Here is an 18036-nt window from a genome sequence, read left to right on the forward strand (position 1 = left end):
CGTCTATCCAGCCCCAGTGTCCGGCCGCGTCCAGGCCGTCGCCGATGTCCTGGTAGACCTTCCAGGAGACCCCGGCCTGCTCCAGGCGCTCGGCGTACGTCGTCCAGTCGTATCCCGCCTCCTGGTTGCCGAGGACCGGGCCGCCGCCCTTGCCGTCGTTGCCGACGTGGCCCGACAGCATGTAGTAGCGGTTGGGGTCGGTGGCTCCCATGAACGAACAGTGGTAGTCGTCGCAGACGGTGAACGCGTCGGCGAGCGCGTAGTGGAACGGGATGTCGTCGCGCGTGAGGTACGCCATCGTCCGCTCGGACTTGGCGGCGATCCAGTTGTCGTACTTGCCGTTGGCGAAGGCGCTGTGGCCGCCCGCCCAGTCGTGGTCGAGACCCGCGATGAACTGCATGCCGAGGTCTTCGGCGTCGGGGTGGAAGGGCAGCACCTCCTTGCCGCCGCCCGACTGGTTCCAGACGGGTTTCCCGCTGGGCAGGGTCACGGGGCGCGGGTCGCCGAAGCCGCGTACGCCCTTCATGGTGCCGAAATAGTGGTCGAAGGAACGGTTCTCCTGCATCAGGACGACGACGTGCTCGACGTCCTTGATGGAGCCGGAGCGGCGCTGTGCGGGCAGGGCGGCGGCGCGGGCGATGCTCTGCGAGAGCGTCGCGAAGGCTGCGGTGCCGCCGGCGAGTTGCATGAACCGGCGCCGATTGAGTTCTGGCATGAGTGGTTTCGACCTCGTGGTGTGGTGTGGGGGACGTGAGCGGGTGCAGTGTGTCAAGGGGAGCAAGGATCAGGGAAGGGCCTGTGACCTGGACGTGAAGAGAAGTCCAACCCTTGGTGGGCAAGACACAAGCCCGAACCCATGAGACCTTAATTCCCTTATCGGGCATACATGTTGTGACATGCCCGCCTTGCTCCCCTTTCGCTCTTGAATCCGCTCTCGTCCCGCGGTGCCCTCCGGCACACCGCCGTTCAGCTCGTGAGGACGACCAGCTGCCGGGTCGCCCGGGTCATCGCGACATACCGGTCGACCGCCCCTTCGATCCCTTCGCCGAAGTTGTCGGGGTCGACCAGGACGACCAGGTCGAACTCAAGGCCCTTCGCGAGCTCCGGCGTCAGCGACCGCACCCGCTCCGTCGCGGGGAAGGCGGGGGCGCCGATGACACAGGCGATCCCGTCGGCGTTGGCGGCGAGCCAGGTGTCGAGCACCGAGTCCAGATCCGCCACCGGCCCGCGTACGACGGGAATGCCGCTGCTGCGGATGGACGTCGGTACGTTGGCGTCCGGCAGCGCCGCCCGGATGACCGGCTCGGCCTGCGTCATGACCTCTTCCGGCGTCCGGTAGTTGATGCTCAGGGACTCCACGGTGATGCGGTCGAGCCCGATCCGCTCGAGGCGTTCCTGCCACGATTCCGTGAACCCGTGCCGGGCCTGGGCGCGGTCCCCGACGACGGTGAAGCTCCGCGACGGGCAGCGAAGAAGCAGCATCTGCCACTGGGCGTCGGTCAGCTCCTGCGCCTCGTCCACGACGACGTGCGCGAACGGTCCCGCAAGGCGGTCCGGGGCGGCGGGCGGCAGTTCGGACTCGTCGACCAGGCTGACCTTGGCGTCCTGGCCCCGCAACATCGTCACCAGGCCCTCGCCGTCGTCGCCGTCGGCGCCGGAGGCGGACGCGGCGTCGATCAGGTTGTCGACGACCTGCGCCATCTGCTCGCGCTGGGCGGCGAGGACGGCGTCGTGGCGCCGCTTCTGCCGGGCCGCCTCCGGGTCGCCGAGCCGCTGGCGTGCCGCGTCCAGGAGCGGCAGATCCGCCACCGTCCAGGCCTGCGGCGCGTCCTTGCGCATGAGCGCGCGCACCTCGTCCGTGCCGAGCCAGGGCGCGCACATCCGCAGGTAGGCGGTGTTCGACCACAGGTCCCCGACGAGGTCCGCTGCTTCGAGCAGCGGCCACGCGCGGTGCAGGGTGGAGACCAGCTCCTCGTCGTGCCGCAGTGCCCTCTCGAAGAGCTCGCCGGGAACGTCGCCGCCGAGCTTGTCGAGGAGGATCGCGACGAGCTCCTCCCAGATCAGCTCGCGCGCCTCGTTGTGCGCGGTCCCGTGGCCCGCCGCTTCGAAGGCCTCGGCCCAGTCGTCGGCGCTCAGCCGCACGTCGGCCCAGTCGGTCGAGACCGTCATCCCCGTGGCGGGCGGCTCCTCGTAGAACCTGACGGCCGTCTCGATCGCCCGCACCATGTCCGCGGTCGACTTCAGGCGGGCGACCTCCGGGTCGGCCTCGGCCGCCGCGTCGGCTCCCTCGTCGACGAGGTCCTCCAGGACGCAGGTCTGCACGCCCTCCTCGCCGAGGCTGGGCAGGACGTCGGCGACGTAGTTCAGATAGGGCCGGTGCGGGCCGACGAACAGCACGCCGCCCCTGCTGTGGCCCAGGCGCGGGTCGGAGTAGAGGAGGTAGGCGGAGCGGTGCAGGGCCACGACGGTCTTTCCCGTACCAGGACCGCCGTCGACGACGAGAGCACCGCGCGAGCCCGCCCGGATGATGGCGTCCTGGTCGGCCTGGATGGTGGAGAGCACGTCCCGCATCTGCGCGGACCGGTTGCCGCCGAGGCTGGCGATGAAGGCGGACTGGTCGTCGAGCGCGGCGTGCCCCTCAAGGCCGTCGGCGGTGAACACCTCGTCCCAGTAGTCGCTGATACGGCCGCGGGTCCAGCGGTATCTGCGGCGGCTGGCCAGGCCCATCGGGTCGGCGTGCGTCGCCGCGAAGAACGGCTCGGCCGCGGGGGCACGCCAGTCGAGCAGCAGCCTGCGCCCCTCGCTGTCGGTGAGTCCGAGCCTGCCGATGTAGACGGGCTCGGGGTCGTCGTCGGTGACGATGTGCCCGAGGCACAGGTCGAGGCCGAAGCGGCTCAGGGCGCGCAGACGGCCGGTCAGACGGTGGATCTCCAGGTCACGGTCCATCGCCTCGCGGCCGATGCCGCCGGGTGCCTTGCGCTGGGCGTCGAGGCGCTCCGACACCTCGGTGATCGTCTGCTCGAGGCTCTGTGCGATGGCCGCGAAGTGCTTCTCGTCGTGGGCGATGAGTGCCGGGTCGGCCTTGGCGGCGAGGTTGGCGGGAAGGTCGAACGCAGACAGCAACGCAGGCACGTGGTGGATCTCCTGTTTCCGCAGGCAGTGGCTTCGGCCTGCGATTGTGCGGCAAGACCCGGGCCTTGCCGCAAGGCCCCCTGTGCGCTATAAATTAAGAGTGGCAAGGAGTGGGAACACCTCCTTGCCTCTTCTTTTTCTCCTCTGGCCTTCTCTTCCAAGGTTCTCTTCCACGTTCTCTTCTGCCGCCGCACTCTAGGTGCCGCGGGCAACCATGCGCGAGGATGTGCCGGTCGGCGCTTCCAGCGATCGAGGAGAGTCATGACCGCAACGATCCACGGCACCTGTGCCCCCGGCTTCGAGGGCGTACGCGAGGAGTTCGAGCGGAACTTCGCCGAGCGCGGGGATCTCGGGGCGTCCGTCGCGGCCACGGTCGACGGGGAGTTCGTCGTCGACCTGTGGGGCGGTGACGCGGACAAGAAGGGCACGCGCGCGTGGCAGCCCGATTCGCTGGTGAACGTGTACTCCACGACCAAGGGGATGACCGCGCTGTGCGCGCATCTCCTCGTCGACCGGGGCGAACTCGACCTGGACGCGCCGGTAGCCCGCTACTGGCCGGAGTTCGCCGGGGAAGGCAAGGCGGACATCCCGGTGCGCTGGCTCCTGAGCCACCGCTCCGGGGTGATCGCGCCGAGCGAGCCCATGACGTCGGACGACCTCTACGACTGGGAGAAGGTCTGCGGGGCGCTGGCCGCGACGGCGCCGTGGTGGAAGCCCGGCACGGCGCAGGGGTACCACGCGCTGAGCTACGGCTATCTGGTCGGTGAGGTGGTCCGGCGGATCACGGGGCTCTCGCTCGGTACGTTCCTGCGCGGCGAGGTCACGGGCCCGCTGGACGCCGATGTCTTCGTGGGCACCCCGGAGAGCGAGCACGGCCGGTGCGCGGACATGGCGAGGCCGCCGGCCACGGACGGCCCGCGCAGCGCGCTCGGCTCCGCTCCCCCGCCCGCGCCGCCGGTGGGGTCGATCGACGAGCACCCGATGGCCGTCGTCACGCTAGCCCTCCAGTACCTGCCGGTGGGCAACGTGAACACCGCGGCCTATCGCTCCGCGGAGATCCCCGCGGCCAACGGGCACGCCTCGGCGCGCGGCCTCGCGAAGGTGTACGCGGCGCTCGGCGGCGGGGAACTGGTGAGCCCAGCGGCCCTTGAGCGGCTGCGGACGCGGCAGGGCGGGCCCGACGAGCCCGACCTGGTGCTCGCGGCGGGCACCGAGTGGGGCGCGAAGTGGGACTGGGGGCTCGGCTACATGCTGAACCGCTACGGCCAGGCCGGGCCCAATCCGCGGGCCTTCGGGCACGGGGGCGCGGGCGGTTCCTACGCCTTCGCCGACCCCGAGAACCGGGTCTCCTACGCGTACGTGATGAACCGGATGGGCGGCGGCACCTCCGGGGAGGACCTGCGCAGCGTGCATCTGGTGGGGGCCCTGTACCGGGCGCTGAAGTAGGGAACGCGGGGGCGGCGCAGCGGGCGGCGGGGCCGGAGTATCCGCTGGCGGGGCCGGGGAAACGTAGTCTGCCCCCATGGAGCAGCACACCCCCCGCCACCGCCCGAGCGGGCAGTACGCCGCCGCCGACTCCCGCAGAGCGGCCATCATCGACGCCGCTCTCGTGCTCTTCGCCAAGGCGGGCTATCTGAACTCCTCGCTGGCGAAGATCGCCGAGGAGGCCGGCACGTCCGCCACCGTCATCACCCATCACTTCGGATCGAAGCAGCGCCTCCTGATGGCGGTCCTCGAAGCCCGCGAGGACCGCACGGTCCGTACGTTCGGACGGCTCGGCCCCGACTCCGACTCCGACTCCGACTCCGACTCCGACTCCGACTCCGGGGACGATTGCGGCGACGACGTGCGCGCGCTGTTCCACGAGGTGCTTGCGCTCGCCACGTACAACCTCACCCAGCCGGGGCTCATCCAGCTCTACACACGGCTGTCGGCGGAGGCGGGCGACCCCGCGCACCCGGCACACACCTACTTCGCCGAGCGGTACGAACGCGTCGCGCGCTTCCTCGCCTCCGCGCTGCAACGCTCGCTCGACGCCGGGCAGTTGAGGGACGGCATCGATCCGCAGAGCATCGCCCGCGAGATCCTCGCCGTCTCCGACGGACTCCAGGTCCAGTGGGCCGTCGCCGAAGGGCGCCTGGATTTCGTCGGGTTGTACCGCGCCCACCTGGACCGGCTCGCCCGGGCCCTCACCGTGGACGGAAAGGGCCTGGACGAGCCGGCCTAGAAAGAGCGGCGCCGCCGGGCATTCGCGTCAGCCGAACTGCCCGACCTTGTAGTCGCCCGCGGGCTGCTGGTTGATGACGTTGAGGCGGTTGAAGGCGTTGATGACGGCGATCTGGGTCACCAGGGCGGCGAGCTGGTCCTCGTCGTAGTGCTTGGCGGCATTCGCCCACACCTCGTCGGACACCCCGCCGGCCGCGTCCGCGATACGGGTGCCCTCCTCCGTCACCTCCAGAGCGGCGCGCTCGGCCTCGGTGAACACCGTGGCCTCGCGCCAGGCGGCGACCAGGTTGAGGCGCACCGAGGTCTCCCCCGCGTGCGCGGCATCCTTGGTGTGCATGTCGATGCATCCGGCGCAGCCGTTGATCTGACTGGCGCGGAGCATCACCAACTGCCGTGTCGCGTCCGGCAGGGCCGACTCCCCGAGCGCCTTGCCCGCGGCGACCAGGTGCTTCAGGGCCTTGCCCGCGACGGGGTTGCCCATGAGGTTCAGCCGAGCTTCCATGATGTGCTCCTGTGTCGACGGTGCTGGTTACACCCCTATGACGGAACAGCCCCCGTCGGTTGTGACACGGCCGGAAGTGACCTGCGTCTCCCTAGCGCGCCGCCCCCGTCAGCCGGATGTCGCGCGACGACGACCCCACGTACACCGTGCGCCGCCCTGCGGGGCGCACCCAGCGGCCCCGGTCGGTGTCCCAGTACGACAGCTGCCGCTCGGCGACCCGCACCGTGACCCGCCGCGACTGGCCCGCGCGGAGTTCGACACGGTCGAAGGCGGCCAGCGTCTTCGGGGCCATCTCGACGTCGGCGCCGCGCGGCGCGCCCATGTACACCTGCGGGACCTCCGCGCCCGCGCGCCGGCCCCGGTTGGTCACCGTGAACGACACCTCGTACCCCCGTCCCGCCCGGCGCACGGACAGGTCGCGGTAGCCGAACTCCGTGTAGGACAGGCCGTGTCCGAAGGGGAAGAGGGGTTCGGTGCCCGCCTTGTCGAAGCCCCGGTAGCCGGTGAAGATGCCCTCGCTGTACGTGACCACGCCGTCGACGCCGTAGTAGCGCTCGGGGTGCGCGGGGTCCAGGGCGGGGTGGTCCGTGTCCTTCTCAGGCCAGGTCACCGTGGCCTTGCCGGACGGGTTCGCGCGGCCGGTGAGCAGGTCGGCGGTGGACCAGCCGCCCTCCTGGCCGACGTAACCGGTGTGCAGGATCGTGCCGACCTCGCGGCGCCAGGGCATGGTCGCCGGGCAGCCGGTGGTCAGGACGACGACCGTACGGGGGTTGGCCGCGGCGACCGCCGTGATCAGCTCGTCCTGGTGGGCGGGGAGCGTCAGCGTGGTGAAGTCACCGCCGCCGCCCACCGAGCCGCCCGAGCCGTTGAACGCGAAGACGACCGGGGTGTGGACGCGCCGGGCCAGCTTCGCCGCGGCGGCGATCGAAGCGGTGCGCTGCCGCGGTGTCACCCAGGCGAACCGCACCTGGACCGGGCCGCGGTCGGCGATGGTGGCGGCCCACCCGGTGGCCTTGACGACGATGCGGTAGGACTGGCCGCCGGTGAGTTCGACGGGGTCGGCCTGGCCGTTGTCGAGTCCGTCGGTGGTCGGGACGATCGAGGACCACTTGCGGGCGAAGCTGTCGCGGGCGCCCGCCGCGGTCGTCAGCTCCTTGCCGTCGAGGCTCAGCGAGACGGCCGCGCCCCAGCCCTGGATCTTGAGCGCGTACTCGCCCGTGGCGGGCGGCACGAAGGTGCCGGTCCACTCGACGGTCGTACCGACGGGCAGCGCCTTGTCCCCGGTGAAGTCGACCTTCTTGTCGGTCTTCTCGACGGTCTTCTTGTCGGTGCCGCCGCCCTTGCGCGTCAGGCCGTCGGGGAACGCCGACGCGGGGACGGCTGTGCCCGTGAGGTCGACGCCGACTTCGTAGGAGATCTTCTGCTTGGTGCTGCGGCGCAGTGCGTCGAGCGGGCTGATAAGGCGCTCCTCGAAGCCGTACGCGCGCTCGCCCGAGACCGAGGTGGCGACCTGGCCCGCGGTCGGGCCGATGAAAGCGAGGTCGCGCAGCGCGGCGCGCGACAGCGGGAGCCCGCCGTCGTTGGCGAGCAACACCGCGCCCTGTACGGCGACTTCGCGGGCGACGCGGGCGCCGGCCCTGACGTCGATCTTCTTGCGGGCGGGGACGCGGCTGCCGTCGAGCATGCCGAAGGCGTCGTACCGGCCGAGGATGCGGGAGACCGCGGTGTCGAGGGCGGCCTGCGGAATGGAGCCGTCCTTGATGGCCTTCTTCAGCGGCTCCCCGTAGAAGGAGCCGTCCCACATCTGCATGTCCTGCCCGGCTTCGAGCGCGGCCGTGGAGTGGGTGGCGCCCCAGTCGGAGGTGACGAAGCCCTCGAAGCCGAGTTCGCCGCGCAGGATGCCGGTGAGGGTGGCGCTCTGCTCGGAGTTCCACTTGCCGTTGAGCTGGTTGTACGCCGACATGACGGAGGCGACTCCGGCGCGGACGACGGCCTCGAAGGCGGGCAGGTACAGCTCGTGCAGCGTCCGGTCGTCGACGACGAAGTCGTACGAGTTCTCCGGCTGCTCGCGGTCGAACTCGTGCAGGCGCTGGTTGTTGGCGAGGAAGTGCTTGGCCTGGGCGAGCATGCCCTGCGCCTGGACGCCCTCGACCTGGGCGGCGCCGATCAGGCCGTTGAGGTAGGGGTCCTCGCCCGACTGGTCCTTGTTGCGGCTGAAGAAGGGCGTGCGGGAGAGCTCGATCTGCGGGGCGAGCAGCACGTCCATGTCCAGGGTCCGGCCCTCGCGGCCCATGACCTCGCCGTATTCGCGGGCGAGTTCGAGGTTGAAGGAGGCGCCGAGCGTGGCGACCGGCGGGAGGCCGGTCGCGGACTTCGTGACGTTCACGCCCGCGGGGCCGTCGGTCAGGCGCAGCTCCGGTATGCCCAGGCGCTTCACGCCCGGCAGGTATCCCGCCTGCCCCAGTCTGCGCGGGTCGGTGGCGCCGTGGACGAGGCTGATCTTCTCGTCCAGGGTGAGGCGGGCGACGAGCCCCCGGACGCGGCGCGTGGCGGCGGCCGCGCCCGGGGAGGTGGTGCCGGTGCCGGCGCCTGTGGCGGCGGCACCGGTGGCCGCGGCGGGCGTCGCCGCGGCGATCGGCCCTGCGGCGGCGACGAAGGCGAAGGCGGCTGCGGTGCCGCCCAGTTGCTTCATGAGTTCACGACGTGTGGTGGCAGGCATGGCGAAATGGCCTCCGAACGCGGCTCTGGGCATGTCGAACTGGGTCGACGACGCCAAGAGCTGAATGCGTCCGCCGCGCCAGTGCGGTGTTACGGGGCCTGAGTCTTGATTGGTTGAACACTGAAGGTCAAGGCTCGCGTCAGCAAAAATTTGTTGGTTGTTCAGTTTTTGGACGGCGGCCGTCAGGCCCCCGCCCGCGACGGTCATTGCGACCTCGTGAACGCTGCCGCGCGGCGGGAATAGCGGGGCGATCATGGCGGTCGTCCAAGGTGACACCCACGTCGATTCATGGATCACGGTTCGAAGCGAGGGAGCACATGTCCAAGGCGTACGTATTCACCCGGTTCGGCGGCCCCGAAGTGGAAGCCTTCGTCGATCAGGACCTGCCGGAGCCCGGTCCGGGGCAGCTCCTGGTCGCGGTGCGGGCCGCAGGGGTCAACCCGGTCGACTGGAAGCTGCGGGCGGGCAAGCGGAGGCCGGGGGCGCCGCCCGCCGAGTTCCCCGAGGTGCTCGGCAGTGAGGTCGCGGGCGTGGTCGAAGCGGTGGGCCCTGGCGTCGAGGGATTCGCGATCGGCGACAAGGTGTTCGGCAACCCGGACACCGGCGGCTATGCCGAGCACACCCTCCTGCCCGTCTCCCTCGCCGCGCACAAGCCCGCGGGCCTGACCTTCACGGAGGCCGCCGCGCTGCCGGTCGCCGCGGCGACTGCATACGACGGGGTGCGGCAACTGGACCTGCCGGCCGGGGCGACGCTGCTGATCACCGGGGTCGGCGGCGGTGTGGGCGTGGCCGCGGCGCGGCTGGCACGGCACTACGGGGTGCGGGTCGTGGGTACGGCGAGCGCGGGCAAGAAGGGCTTCGTCGAGTCCCTGGGTGCGGTGCATGTGCCCGCGGGGGCGGGGGTGACTGGCCTGGCGGACCGGGTGCGGGCGGCTGCGCCGGGCGGGCGGGTCGACGCGGTCTTCGATCTGGTCGGGGGCGAGGATCTGGTGGCGGTGGCGTCCCTTCTCCCCGACCGCGAGGGGAAGCTGATCACGGCCGCGGCCAAGGAGACGGTCGGTGAGCTGGGCGGGGCGGCGGTTGCCCGGGCGCGGACCAGTGAGGTTCTGGACGCGGTGGCCGGGCTTGCCGTCGACGGTGTGCTGCGGCCCGAGGTCTCGGCGACGTATCCGCTGGAGCGGGCCGATGAGGCGTTGCGTGCGGTGGAGGGCGGGCATACGCGGGGCAAGGTCGTGATTGAGGTGGGGGCATGAGGGGGGCTGGCCTCGCGGCCTCGGGCGGTCCGGGGGCCGGACTTGAAGGTGGGCCTGCGGCTGGGCTTGGGGCTGGGGCTGGGGCTGGGCTTGTTGAGGTTGCGCACCCTCTGGACAACCCCGCGTTCGCCGCGTTGAACGGGCCGCACGCGCGGTTCGCCGAGCGGCGGGGGCGCGTGGTGCGGTATCCACTGGACGTGTCGCCGTGGCTGGGTCTGCCCGATGCTCCGGAGGCGGATGACTGGGCGGATCTCGCGGCGCTTGCCGGGCCCGGCGAGGAGGTTCCGCTGGCGGGTGCGGGGTTAGTCCTTCCCGCGGAGTGGGAGCTCACCTTCGACATGGAGGGCGTGCAGATGGTGGACGCGGGGGTGGCTGCCGCGCCCGATGCGGAGGCCGTGCGGCTCGGGGCGCCGGATGTGCCGGAGATGCTGGATCTGGTCGCGCGCACGCAGCCCGGTCCCTTTCTGCCGCGTACGGTCGAGCTCGGTACCTACCTCGGCATACGTCGAGGGGGCGCGCTCGTCGCCATGGCCGGGGAGCGGTTGCGTCCGCCGGGGTGGACGGAGATAAGCGCGGTCTGCACGGACCCGGCCCACCGGGGCGAGGGCCTCGCCTCACGGCTGGTCCTCGCGGTGGCCGAGGGGATCCGTGCCCGCGGTGAGACTCCGTTCCTGCACACGTCGGCGCGGAACACGACTGCCATCCGCCTGTACGAGTCACTGGGCTTCCGCCTGCGCCGCAGCACTCGCTTCCTCAAGGCGCGGGTGCCGGCGGGCTGAGGGGCGTGCGGCTGCCCTGATGCGGGGGGGGCGCGGTTCGGCTCCGTCTGCGGGCGGGCGCTGGCGTACGGCACTGCTCCGTCGTTGGGTGCGGGGCCGCGCCGGTATGTCCGTCCTCGCCATCGGGTGCGCGCCGCCTGCTTGCTTCGGTTCGGGAGTGGGGCTTGCCGTGCTCCGGGCGGAAATACCGACACGTCCCCTCCCGTCTCCATGCCGACTGCGGATACGTGGGGCGTACTGCGGCCCTGCTTCGTCATTGGGTGCGGGGCCGCGTCGGTATGTCCGTCCTCGCTATCGGGTGCGCGCCGTGTGGTTGCTTCGGCTGGGGAGTGGTGCTTGCCGTGCTCCGGGCGGAAATACCGACACGTCCCCTCCCGTATCGATGCCGGGTGCGGGGCGTCGTGGGTGCGGTGGAAAAGGAGGGGACTGGGGCGAGGGTGCGTTGGTAAATTCCGGATCATGGAACCTATCGGCGAGACAGAGATTCGCGCGGCCTTCGTCAACTGCTCCAAGGGCGAAGCCCGCAGGCTCACTCTCCCTGCGGGCTTCCCGGAGACCCCCTGGTCCGACCTGGACTTCCTCGGCTGGCGTGACCCCAAGGCGCCGGACCGCGGCTACATCGTGACGGAGCGGAACGGGGAGTACGTCGGCATCGCGCTGCGCGCCTCGACCGGCGCGCGCAAGAGCCTGCTCAAGTCCAGCATCTGCTCGGTCTGCGTGACCCCGCAGTCCGGTTCGGGCATCACGCTGCTCGTGGCGCCCCTCTCCGGCCCGGCGGGGCGGCAGGGCAACTCGGTCGGCATCTACATCTGCGCGGACCTCGCCTGCTCCCTCTACGTACGAGGCAAGAAGACCACGGCCCTTGCTCGCCGCTTCGAGGAGAGCCTCACCCTGGAGGAGCAGAACGCACGCACCGTGGCGAATCTGCACGGCTTCATCGACAAAGTGCTCGAAGGTTCGAAGTCGGCGGCCTGAAGTCAGGTCTTCCGGGGATCGACGACCTGCAGCGTGAGTGCGGCACCGGGCGCCGCGATGCCCGGTCCGCCTGCCTCGGCCCACGCGAGTATGTCGTCGATGGAGTCGTCGTCCATGGCGAAGCCGACCCAGACGGCCCGGCCGCCTCGCCGGCGCCCTTCTCGCGAGGGCTGCACGACGACGATGTTCGCCTGCCCGCAGGGCCCGAGGCACTCACTCGTACGCACCGCGAACTTCCCCGCCGACGCCGCCGCAGCGGCCCGCATCCGGGTCAACTGCCAGTCGTGGTCGATGCCGGGATGCTTGCGCGCGTCACCGCAGCAGCAGCCTCGGCACACGACGAGTGTGCAGGGGCGGGAAGCAGCGGCTCCGATGGAAATGACGGGACTCATCCGCTGATCATCGCAGCCCCACCCGCAGCGCCTCACACCACGTGCGGTGCACGACGACCCGATGGCCACGCAGCACAACGGACGACCCGCACCCGGCAACGAGACGCGAGGGGACGCGTCGGTATTTCCGCCCGGAGCACGGTTCGCGGCACTCCGGCCCCGAAGCAACCAGACGGCGCCCACCCGATGGCGAGGACGGACATACCAACGCGGCCCCGCACCCAACGACGAAGCAGTGCCGTACGCCGGCGCGCGCCCGCCCGCCCGCCCGGCTCAGCGCAAGTACCCCAGTCCCGGATGCACCTCCCGGTACCCCTCCACCAACCGCCGCGCCACCGCCACCGAATCCACCAGCGGATGCAGCGCGAACGCCTTCACCGCAGTCGTGCGTGAGCCGCTCTCCGCGGCCGAAAGGACCTCCCGCTCCACCGCCTTCACCCCGCACACGAGCCCCGTCGCATGCCCCGGCAGCGGGTCGACGGACATGGGATGGGCGCCGTTGGCGTCGACGGAGCAGGGGACCTCGATCACCGCGTCGGCGTCCAGCGCCGCGAGGGTCGTGCGGTTGCGGACGTTGAGGATCAGCGTCGTCCGCTCGTCGCGCGCGATAGCCCGCATCAGGGCGAGGGCGACCTTCTCGTACCCCCCGGATTCGAGGTCCTCGGCCGCACGCTCACCCACGCCCGCCGCCTCGCGGTTCTCGGACATGTACGTGGCCTCACGTTCCGCCCGCGTCGCGTCCCACGCCGCGAGCGCCGAGACGCTCTCCGCGGGATCGCTCAACTCCGAGTAGAAGCGGGCCTGTTGGTCACGCAGGAACGCGCCGCGCGTCTGCTTCGCCTCCTGGTAGGCCAGGACCGCCTCGCGGTTGAAGTAGTAGTAGTGCAAGTACTCGTTCGGGACGGACCCCAGGGACTGGAGCCACTCCGCGCCGAACAGCCGCCCCTCCTCGAACGAGCCGAGCAGCTCCGCGTCCCCCAGCAGCCGCGGCAGCTCGTCGCGGCCCGCGATCCGCAGGCCCCGGAGCCAGCCCAGGTGGTTGAGTCCGACGTAGTCGATGAACGCCTCGTCGGGGTTGCCGTCCAGCATCCGCGCCACGCGGCGCCCCAGGCCCACCGGCGAGTCGCAGATGCCGATGACGCGGTCCCCGATGTGCCGGGACATCGCCTCGGTGACCAGGCCCGCGGGATTGGTGAAGTTGATGACCCACGCGTCGGGGGCGAGCTGCCGCACCCGGCGGGCGATGTCGACCGCGACGGGCACGGTCCGCAGGCCGTAGGCGATGCCGCCCGCGCCGACGGTCTCCTGGCCCAGAACTCCCTGCGCGAGAGCCACCCGCTCGTCGGCCGCGCGCCCCTCCAGGCCGCCGACCCGGATCGCGGAGAAGACGAAGTCCGCGCCCCGCAGGGCCTCGTCGAGGTCGGTGGTGGCCGTGACCGCGGGCGCGTCCGGTACCCCGGACGCCTCCGCCTGCTCGGCGAGGACGCGGGCGACCGCGCCGAGCCGCCCTGCGTCCAGGTCGTGCAGCACGACCTCGGTGACCCGGCCTTCGGCGTGGTCGCCGAGCAGCGCGCCGTACACGAGCGGAACACGGAACCCGCCGCCACCGAGAATGACCAGCTTCACGTCTCAACCACCTTCTGTCGGAACATCTGCGGCCGCACTCACCAGCACCTGTCGACCTGTCAGAACTCACCCGTGGGCAGAGGCCACGTTACGTACGATTGCCCGGCAGCCATCGACCCCCCACGGAGGTAGCGCACCGATGACACCCCTCAAGACGTCCGCGAAGGCATCCGCCGCCCTGCTCGGCGCCCTCGCGCTGACGCTGGCGACCGGCGCAGGCGCCTCGGCCGACACCGCCCCCGGATCGCCCGGCGGCTGGCAGGAGTCCGGCGTATCGACCGTCAACTCCCTCACCGGCAGCCAGGGCCTGGCGAGCCGCGCCGACGGCAGTCTCCTCTACCGGGGTCTCGCCTCGGTCCCGCTCGACCTGCGGATGAAGGGCTGGACCCACATAGGCGACCCGGACATAGCCGACGGCCACACCGTCGACGCCTACCAGGGCGGCGACGACGCGAAGTCGAAGATGTTCGCGGTCACCACCCCCGGCGGGAAGCGCTACCTCTACGAGCACAAGCTCGACGCGGGCGAGAAGCTGAACAACTCCTTCGCGGCCGTGTCGCCGGACAAGGAGTGGTTGGTGTCGGGTGAATGGGGGGACCAGAACCGGCTCCAGGTCTTCCCCGCCCCGCTCCTGAACTCCTCCACACCGCCCACCGGCGGCGCGCTCTCCCAGGCCGGTCAGATCTCGCTCGACAAGCCGGTGCGCGACATCCAGGGCTGCGACTTCGTCTCCGGGACCCGCCTCGTGTGCGCGTCCAACGACGGGTCGAAGGAGCTGTGGCCCGAGGACCGCCCCGTCCTCCAGGTGGACCTGGAGCACGCGCTCGACGGGAAGCCCGTCACGGGCAAGGTCACGAGCCTGTTCGCCGTGCCGCAGCGCAGCGTCTGCTCGGGCACCTTCGAGACGGAGGGCGTCGACTACGACACCGAGCGCCGCACGCTGCGCGCCGAGGTCGTGCCGCCGGTGCCGTGTCTGGTGACGACGTCGGTCTACTCGTACAAGCCGACGACCGGCTGACCCGCACGCGGCGCCGAAGCGCCGGACGTGTGCGGGCGGGCCCGGCGGGGGATGGTCGTGATCATGACACAGCAACACCGGCACGGTCCCGTGCCCGACACGCTCCCCGCCACACCCCGCCGGCCCGTCCGTCAGCTGCTCGCCGCGTCGGTGGGCAACGCCGTGGAGTGGTACGACTGGTACGCGTACACGTTCCTCGCGACGTACATCGCCGACCAGGTCTTTCCCAAGGGCGCGGACAACTCCCTCGTACCGCTGCTCTCCACGTTCGCCGTCTTCGCTGTCGGCTTCTTCATGCGGCCGGTCGGCGGTCTGCTCATGGGCGCGGTCGCCGACCGGAGGGGGCGGCGTGCCGCGCTCACGGTGACCATCCTGCTGATGGGCGGCAGCAGCCTGCTGGTCGGCCTGACACCGACGTACGCGTCCGTGGGGGTGCTCGCGCCGGTCGTGCTGGTCCTGGCACGGCTGCTTCAGGGGCTGTCCGTGGGCGGTGAGTTCGCGGCGTCGACGACGTTCCTCGTCGAGTCCGCCGGGCCCGGCAGGCGCGGTCTCTTCTCCAGCTTCCAGTACGTGTCGACGAGCGCGGGCCAGCTCGCCGCGTCCGGAGTCGCGGCCCTCCTTGTGAGCACGCTCTCCGACGGGCAGATGGACGGCTGGGGCTGGCGGCTGCCGTTCTTCATCGGCGCGGTGCTCAGCCTGGTCGGCTTCTGGATCAGGCAGGGCGCGTACGAGACCCATCAGGCACCGCAGGAGGAGTCCGAACGCCCCGGCCTGTTCGACGCGCTGCGCAAGCATCCGCGCCAGTCCCTGCTGATCTGCGGCATCACGGCGGGCGGCACGATCGCGTACTACACGTGGACGTCGTACCTGCCGACGTACGCCGAGCTCAACACCGACATCAGCAAGAGCCAGGCCCTGCTGTCCGGCACCCTCTCGCTCGCGTTCTTCGCGCTGCTCCAGCCGGTCGGCGGACTGCTCTCCGACCGCTTCGGCCGCAGGCCGCTCCTGCTGTTCTTCGGCCTCGGCTTTGCCGTGTTGAGCGTGCCGCTCCTTCGCTCCCTGAACGGTTCCTTCGGCTCGCTCCTGCTGGTGCAGTGCGCGGGCATGGTGCTGCTCACCGGCTTCACGTCGATCTCGGCGGCGGTGAACGCCGAGGTGTTCCCGGCACGGGTACGGGCCGCCGGAATCGGCTTCCCGTACTCCCTCACCGTCGCCCTGTTCGGCGGCACGGCCCCGTACATGGGCACCCTGTTCAAGGAAATCGGCCATCCGGGCCTCTTCCCCTGGTACGTGGCCGTGCTCTGCCTCGCGTCATCGGCGGTCTACCTCAAACTCCCGGAAACCGCCCACAAGGAGCTGGAGCGTTAGTCACGGATCTATCACCGCTTGCACAAATTACCTTCACAACTGACCGCGCAGGACTAGCGTCGTGCCTCTTTCCGGCACCAAGGGGGCACCATGGCCAATCCGTATCCCGCGCCGCCGTCAACGCCGAGACCCGCGCCCAAGTGGGCACGCAAGCGCTTCGCGCTCCCCGCCCTCGCCCTCACCTTCTTCATTGGCCTCGCGGCCGGTCTCGGTGACGACGGCAGCACCAGCACGAAGGCCGCGGCCAAGGAGACGGGCCCGACGCCGACCGTCACGGCCACCGCCACTGCCACAGCGACCGAGACGGCGAAGCCGAAGCCCGCCCCCACGGTCACCAAGACCATCAAGGCGACCAAGACGGTGAAGGCCACTGTGACCGCTCAGCCGGAGGCAGCCGACCCCGGCACGTCCGACAGCGGCACCAGCGGGGGCGGCAGCGTCTCCTACGGCAACTGCAGCGAGGCACGCGCCGCAGGAGCCGCGCCGGTCCACCGCGGTGAGCCCGGCTATGGACGGCACCTCGACCGCGACGGTGACGGCGTCGGCTGCGACACCTGAGCGGCTACGACTGACGGGGTACGGGGCCGATCGAGCGGCCCGCCCACTTTGGGGCTGGTTCCGTCAGGGAGGTGAGGTGGTCGCGGATCTCGTCCGGGAAGGGGGTCGAGCGGCCCGCGTTCTGGTCGACGTGGATGGCGAGGAGTTCGGTGGTTGCCACCGGGGTCGCGTCCGGGGCGATGTCCGTGTCGGGCTCCTCGACCACGTACAGCTCGTGGGTGAAGCGTGCCTTCTTGGCGTCGGCACCCAGGATGCGGGTGCGGACGGCGAGGTGGGCGCCCTCCGCCACGTCGTCGAGATAGCGGATGTGCGCCTCGACCGTGTAGAGGGAGCAGCCGGTGGACTCGCGGTATCCCGCGTGCAGGCCGGTCTCGATCATCATGGCGTCGGTGGCGTAGCCGAAGACGAGGACGTAGAACGCCTCGCTCATGTGGCCGTTGTAGTCGATCCACTCGGGCCGTACGGTCCGGTGGAACAGGGGCAGCGGCCCGACGGTCGTGGACTCGCTCACTTGGTGTCCTCCTTTGCGCGCTGCTGCGGCAGGCGGCCCGTCGCCCGCAGTACGTCGATGACCCCCTGGTCGCGCTCGGCCACCAGGTCCGCGATGGTCCGGCCGTCTGCCGCGTCGTCGCATCCGGCGACCACCGCGTCGTACAGCTTCTTGTCGAGTTCGGGTGCCTCCAGGCGCGTCCACGGCGACTTCAGGGACGGGCCGAAGTGGTCGAGCATGTGGGCCATGCCGCCCTCGCCGCCCGCGAGCGCGAAGGTGAGCATAGGGCCCATGAACGCCCAGCGCAGGCCGGGGCCTTCGGTGATCGAGTCGTCGATCTCCTTCACCGTGGCCTCGCCGTTGGCGACCATGTGCAGGGCCTCGCGCCACAGGGCTTCCTGGAGGCGGTTGGCTATGAAGCCGGGGACCTCGCTCGCCATGGTGATCACGGACTTGCCCGCGACCTCGTAGAAGCGAGAGGTCCAGGTGACCGCGTGCGGGGCGGTCTTGTCGCCGCCGACCACCTCTACGAGGGGGATGAGGTAGGGCGGGTTGAAGGGGTGGCCGACGACGAGGCGGCCGGGGTCGGTCGCCTCGGTCTGCATGTCGGTCATCGGGTAGCCGGAGGTGGAGGAGGCGATGACCACTCCGGCCGGAGCGGCGGCGTCCAGCTTGGCGAGGAGGTCCCGCTTCAGCTCCAGCTTCTCGGGGGCACTCTCCTGCACGAACTGGGCGTCGGCGACGGCCTCTTCGAGCGTGGGCGTGACGGTGAGGCGGTCCGGCGACGCGCCTTCGGCGAGGCCGAGCTGGGTCAGCGCGGGCCAGGCGGCCTCGACCAGGCGGCGCAGCTTCTGCCCGGCGTCGGGGGCCGGGTCCCAGGCGGTGACGTCATAGCCGCGGGCGAGGTAGTGGGCGACCCAGCCGCCGCCGATCACTCCGGCGCCGACGCAGGCGATACGGCGTACGTCCTCGGGGGCGCAGGGGGCGGGGGGTGTGGT

The 18036-nt window shown here is 71.0% G+C and carries 16 protein-coding genes; 8 read left to right on the forward strand and 8 right to left on the reverse strand.

Annotated features, from left to right (window positions below):
- Positions 1-715: alkaline phosphatase family protein (locus tag ACQKIP_RS19065; protein WP_427743512.1), on the reverse strand; the 715-nt coding region annotated here is incomplete at its 3' end.
- Between the two features lie 251 nt (positions 716-966).
- Entirely contained in the window at positions 967-3132 is a 2166-nt protein-coding gene (helR, locus tag ACQKIP_RS19070) for an RNA polymerase recycling motor ATPase HelR (RefSeq protein ID WP_365855427.1), read from the reverse strand.
- 261 nt (positions 3133-3393) lie between these two features.
- Here helR and ACQKIP_RS19075 point away from each other — a divergent pair, with 261 nt between their 5' ends.
- Both ACQKIP_RS19075 and ACQKIP_RS19080 read left to right on the forward strand, forming a co-directional pair.
- The gene (locus ACQKIP_RS19075; protein WP_365855429.1) at positions 3394-4578 is read left to right on the forward strand and encodes a serine hydrolase domain-containing protein; all 1185 of its coding nucleotides are present in this window, start codon (positions 3394-3396) and stop codon (positions 4576-4578) included.
- 76 nt (positions 4579-4654) lie between these two features.
- Positions 4655-5359 carry a TetR/AcrR family transcriptional regulator gene (locus tag ACQKIP_RS19080; protein WP_365855431.1) on the forward strand — a complete coding sequence of 235 codons (705 nt, stop codon included), beginning with the start codon at positions 4655-4657 and terminating at the stop codon, positions 5357-5359.
- Between the two features lie 27 nt (positions 5360-5386).
- On the opposite strand, the gene ACQKIP_RS19085 is transcribed toward ACQKIP_RS19080, so the two are convergent.
- A complete protein-coding gene (locus ACQKIP_RS19085; protein WP_361185219.1) occupies positions 5387-5860 on the reverse strand; it encodes a carboxymuconolactone decarboxylase family protein in 474 nt (157 codons plus the stop codon).
- Between the two features lie 91 nt (positions 5861-5951).
- The gene (locus tag ACQKIP_RS19090; protein ID WP_427743516.1) at positions 5952-8552 is read right to left on the reverse strand and encodes a beta-glucosidase family protein; all 2601 of its coding nucleotides are present in this window, start codon (positions 8550-8552) and stop codon (positions 5952-5954) included.
- A gap of 344 nt (positions 8553-8896) precedes the next feature.
- On the opposite strand from ACQKIP_RS19090, the gene ACQKIP_RS19095 reads away from it, so the two are divergent.
- The 3 genes from ACQKIP_RS19095 (at position 8897) to ACQKIP_RS19105 (ending at position 11586) form a co-directional block, all read left to right on the forward strand.
- Positions 8897-9832: an NADP-dependent oxidoreductase gene (locus ACQKIP_RS19095; protein ID WP_365855435.1), complete on the forward strand. Its 936-nt coding sequence runs from the start codon at positions 8897-8899 to the stop codon at positions 9830-9832.
- Positions 9829-10611, forward strand: a complete 783-nt coding sequence (locus ACQKIP_RS19100; protein ID WP_427743518.1) for a GNAT family N-acetyltransferase — start codon at positions 9829-9831, stop codon at positions 10609-10611. Before ACQKIP_RS19095 ends, ACQKIP_RS19100 begins: the two co-directional genes overlap by 4 nt.
- Before the next feature lie 459 nt (positions 10612-11070).
- A complete protein-coding gene (locus tag ACQKIP_RS19105; RefSeq protein ID WP_365855436.1) occupies positions 11071-11586 on the forward strand; it encodes an FBP domain-containing protein in 516 nt (171 codons plus the stop codon).
- A 2-nt stretch (positions 11587-11588) separates the two neighbouring features.
- Here the strand turns inward: ACQKIP_RS19105 and ACQKIP_RS19110 are convergent, their stop codons facing one another.
- On the reverse strand, positions 11589-11978 hold the full coding sequence (locus tag ACQKIP_RS19110; protein WP_365855438.1) for a (2Fe-2S) ferredoxin domain-containing protein: 390 nt from the start codon (positions 11976-11978) through the stop codon (positions 11589-11591).
- A 273-nt stretch (positions 11979-12251) separates the two neighbouring features.
- The gene (locus tag ACQKIP_RS19115) at positions 12252-13604 is read right to left on the reverse strand and encodes a 6-phospho-beta-glucosidase (RefSeq protein WP_365855442.1); all 1353 of its coding nucleotides are present in this window, start codon (positions 13602-13604) and stop codon (positions 12252-12254) included.
- A 139-nt stretch (positions 13605-13743) separates the two neighbouring features.
- Between ACQKIP_RS19115 and ACQKIP_RS19120 the strand changes: the two genes are divergently transcribed.
- The 3 genes from ACQKIP_RS19120 (at position 13744) to ACQKIP_RS19130 (ending at position 16548) form a co-directional block, all read left to right on the forward strand.
- The gene (locus tag ACQKIP_RS19120) at positions 13744-14622 is read left to right on the forward strand and encodes a hypothetical protein (protein WP_365855444.1); all 879 of its coding nucleotides are present in this window, start codon (positions 13744-13746) and stop codon (positions 14620-14622) included.
- 63 nt (positions 14623-14685) lie between these two features.
- The gene (locus ACQKIP_RS19125; RefSeq protein ID WP_365855446.1) at positions 14686-15990 is read left to right on the forward strand and encodes an MFS transporter; all 1305 of its coding nucleotides are present in this window, start codon (positions 14686-14688) and stop codon (positions 15988-15990) included.
- 90 nt (positions 15991-16080) lie between these two features.
- Positions 16081-16548, forward strand: coding sequence for an excalibur calcium-binding domain-containing protein (locus ACQKIP_RS19130; protein ID WP_365855448.1), 468 nt, complete (start codon positions 16081-16083; stop codon positions 16546-16548).
- A 4-nt stretch (positions 16549-16552) separates the two neighbouring features.
- On the opposite strand, the gene ACQKIP_RS19135 is transcribed toward ACQKIP_RS19130, so the two are convergent.
- Positions 16553-17059 carry a thioesterase family protein gene (locus tag ACQKIP_RS19135; protein WP_365855450.1) on the reverse strand — a complete coding sequence of 169 codons (507 nt, stop codon included), beginning with the start codon at positions 17057-17059 and terminating at the stop codon, positions 16553-16555.
- The coding region (locus ACQKIP_RS19140) for a 3-hydroxyacyl-CoA dehydrogenase NAD-binding domain-containing protein (protein WP_427743523.1) at positions 17056-18036 on the reverse strand (981 nt) is incomplete at its 5' end. The genes ACQKIP_RS19135 and ACQKIP_RS19140, both read right to left, overlap by 4 nt.

Source organism: Streptomyces sp. NPDC059900 (genome assembly GCF_050270335.1).
Taxonomy (GTDB): Bacteria; Actinomycetota; Actinomycetes; order Streptomycetales; family Streptomycetaceae; genus Streptomyces.

Excerpts from the sequence above, each read along its gene's own strand:
- ACQKIP_RS19075 (WP_365855429.1), top strand. The coding sequence starts at position 3,394 with ATGACCGCAACGATCCACGGCACCTGTGCCCCCGGCTTCGAGGGCGTA.
- ACQKIP_RS19105 (WP_365855436.1), top strand. The coding sequence starts at position 11,071 with ATGGAACCTATCGGCGAGACAGAGATTCGCGCGGCCTTCGTCAACTGC.
- ACQKIP_RS19095 (WP_365855435.1), top strand. The coding sequence starts at position 8,897 with ATGTCCAAGGCGTACGTATTCACCCGGTTCGGCGGCCCCGAAGTGGAA.
- ACQKIP_RS19080 (WP_365855431.1), top strand. The coding sequence starts at position 4,655 with ATGGAGCAGCACACCCCCCGCCACCGCCCGAGCGGGCAGTACGCCGCC.
- ACQKIP_RS19125 (WP_365855446.1), top strand. The coding sequence starts at position 14,686 with ATGACACAGCAACACCGGCACGGTCCCGTGCCCGACACGCTCCCCGCC.
- ACQKIP_RS19090 (WP_427743516.1), bottom strand. The coding sequence starts at position 8,552 with ATGAAGCAACTGGGCGGCACCGCAGCCGCCTTCGCCTTCGTCGCCGCC.
- ACQKIP_RS19085 (WP_361185219.1), bottom strand. The coding sequence starts at position 5,860 with ATGGAAGCTCGGCTGAACCTCATGGGCAACCCCGTCGCGGGCAAGGCC.
- ACQKIP_RS19130 (WP_365855448.1), top strand. The coding sequence starts at position 16,081 with ATGGCCAATCCGTATCCCGCGCCGCCGTCAACGCCGAGACCCGCGCCC.
- ACQKIP_RS19110 (WP_365855438.1), bottom strand. The coding sequence starts at position 11,978 with ATGAGTCCCGTCATTTCCATCGGAGCCGCTGCTTCCCGCCCCTGCACA.
- ACQKIP_RS19120 (WP_365855444.1), top strand. The coding sequence starts at position 13,744 with ATGACACCCCTCAAGACGTCCGCGAAGGCATCCGCCGCCCTGCTCGGC.
- ACQKIP_RS19100 (WP_427743518.1), top strand. The coding sequence starts at position 9,829 with ATGAGGGGGGCTGGCCTCGCGGCCTCGGGCGGTCCGGGGGCCGGACTT.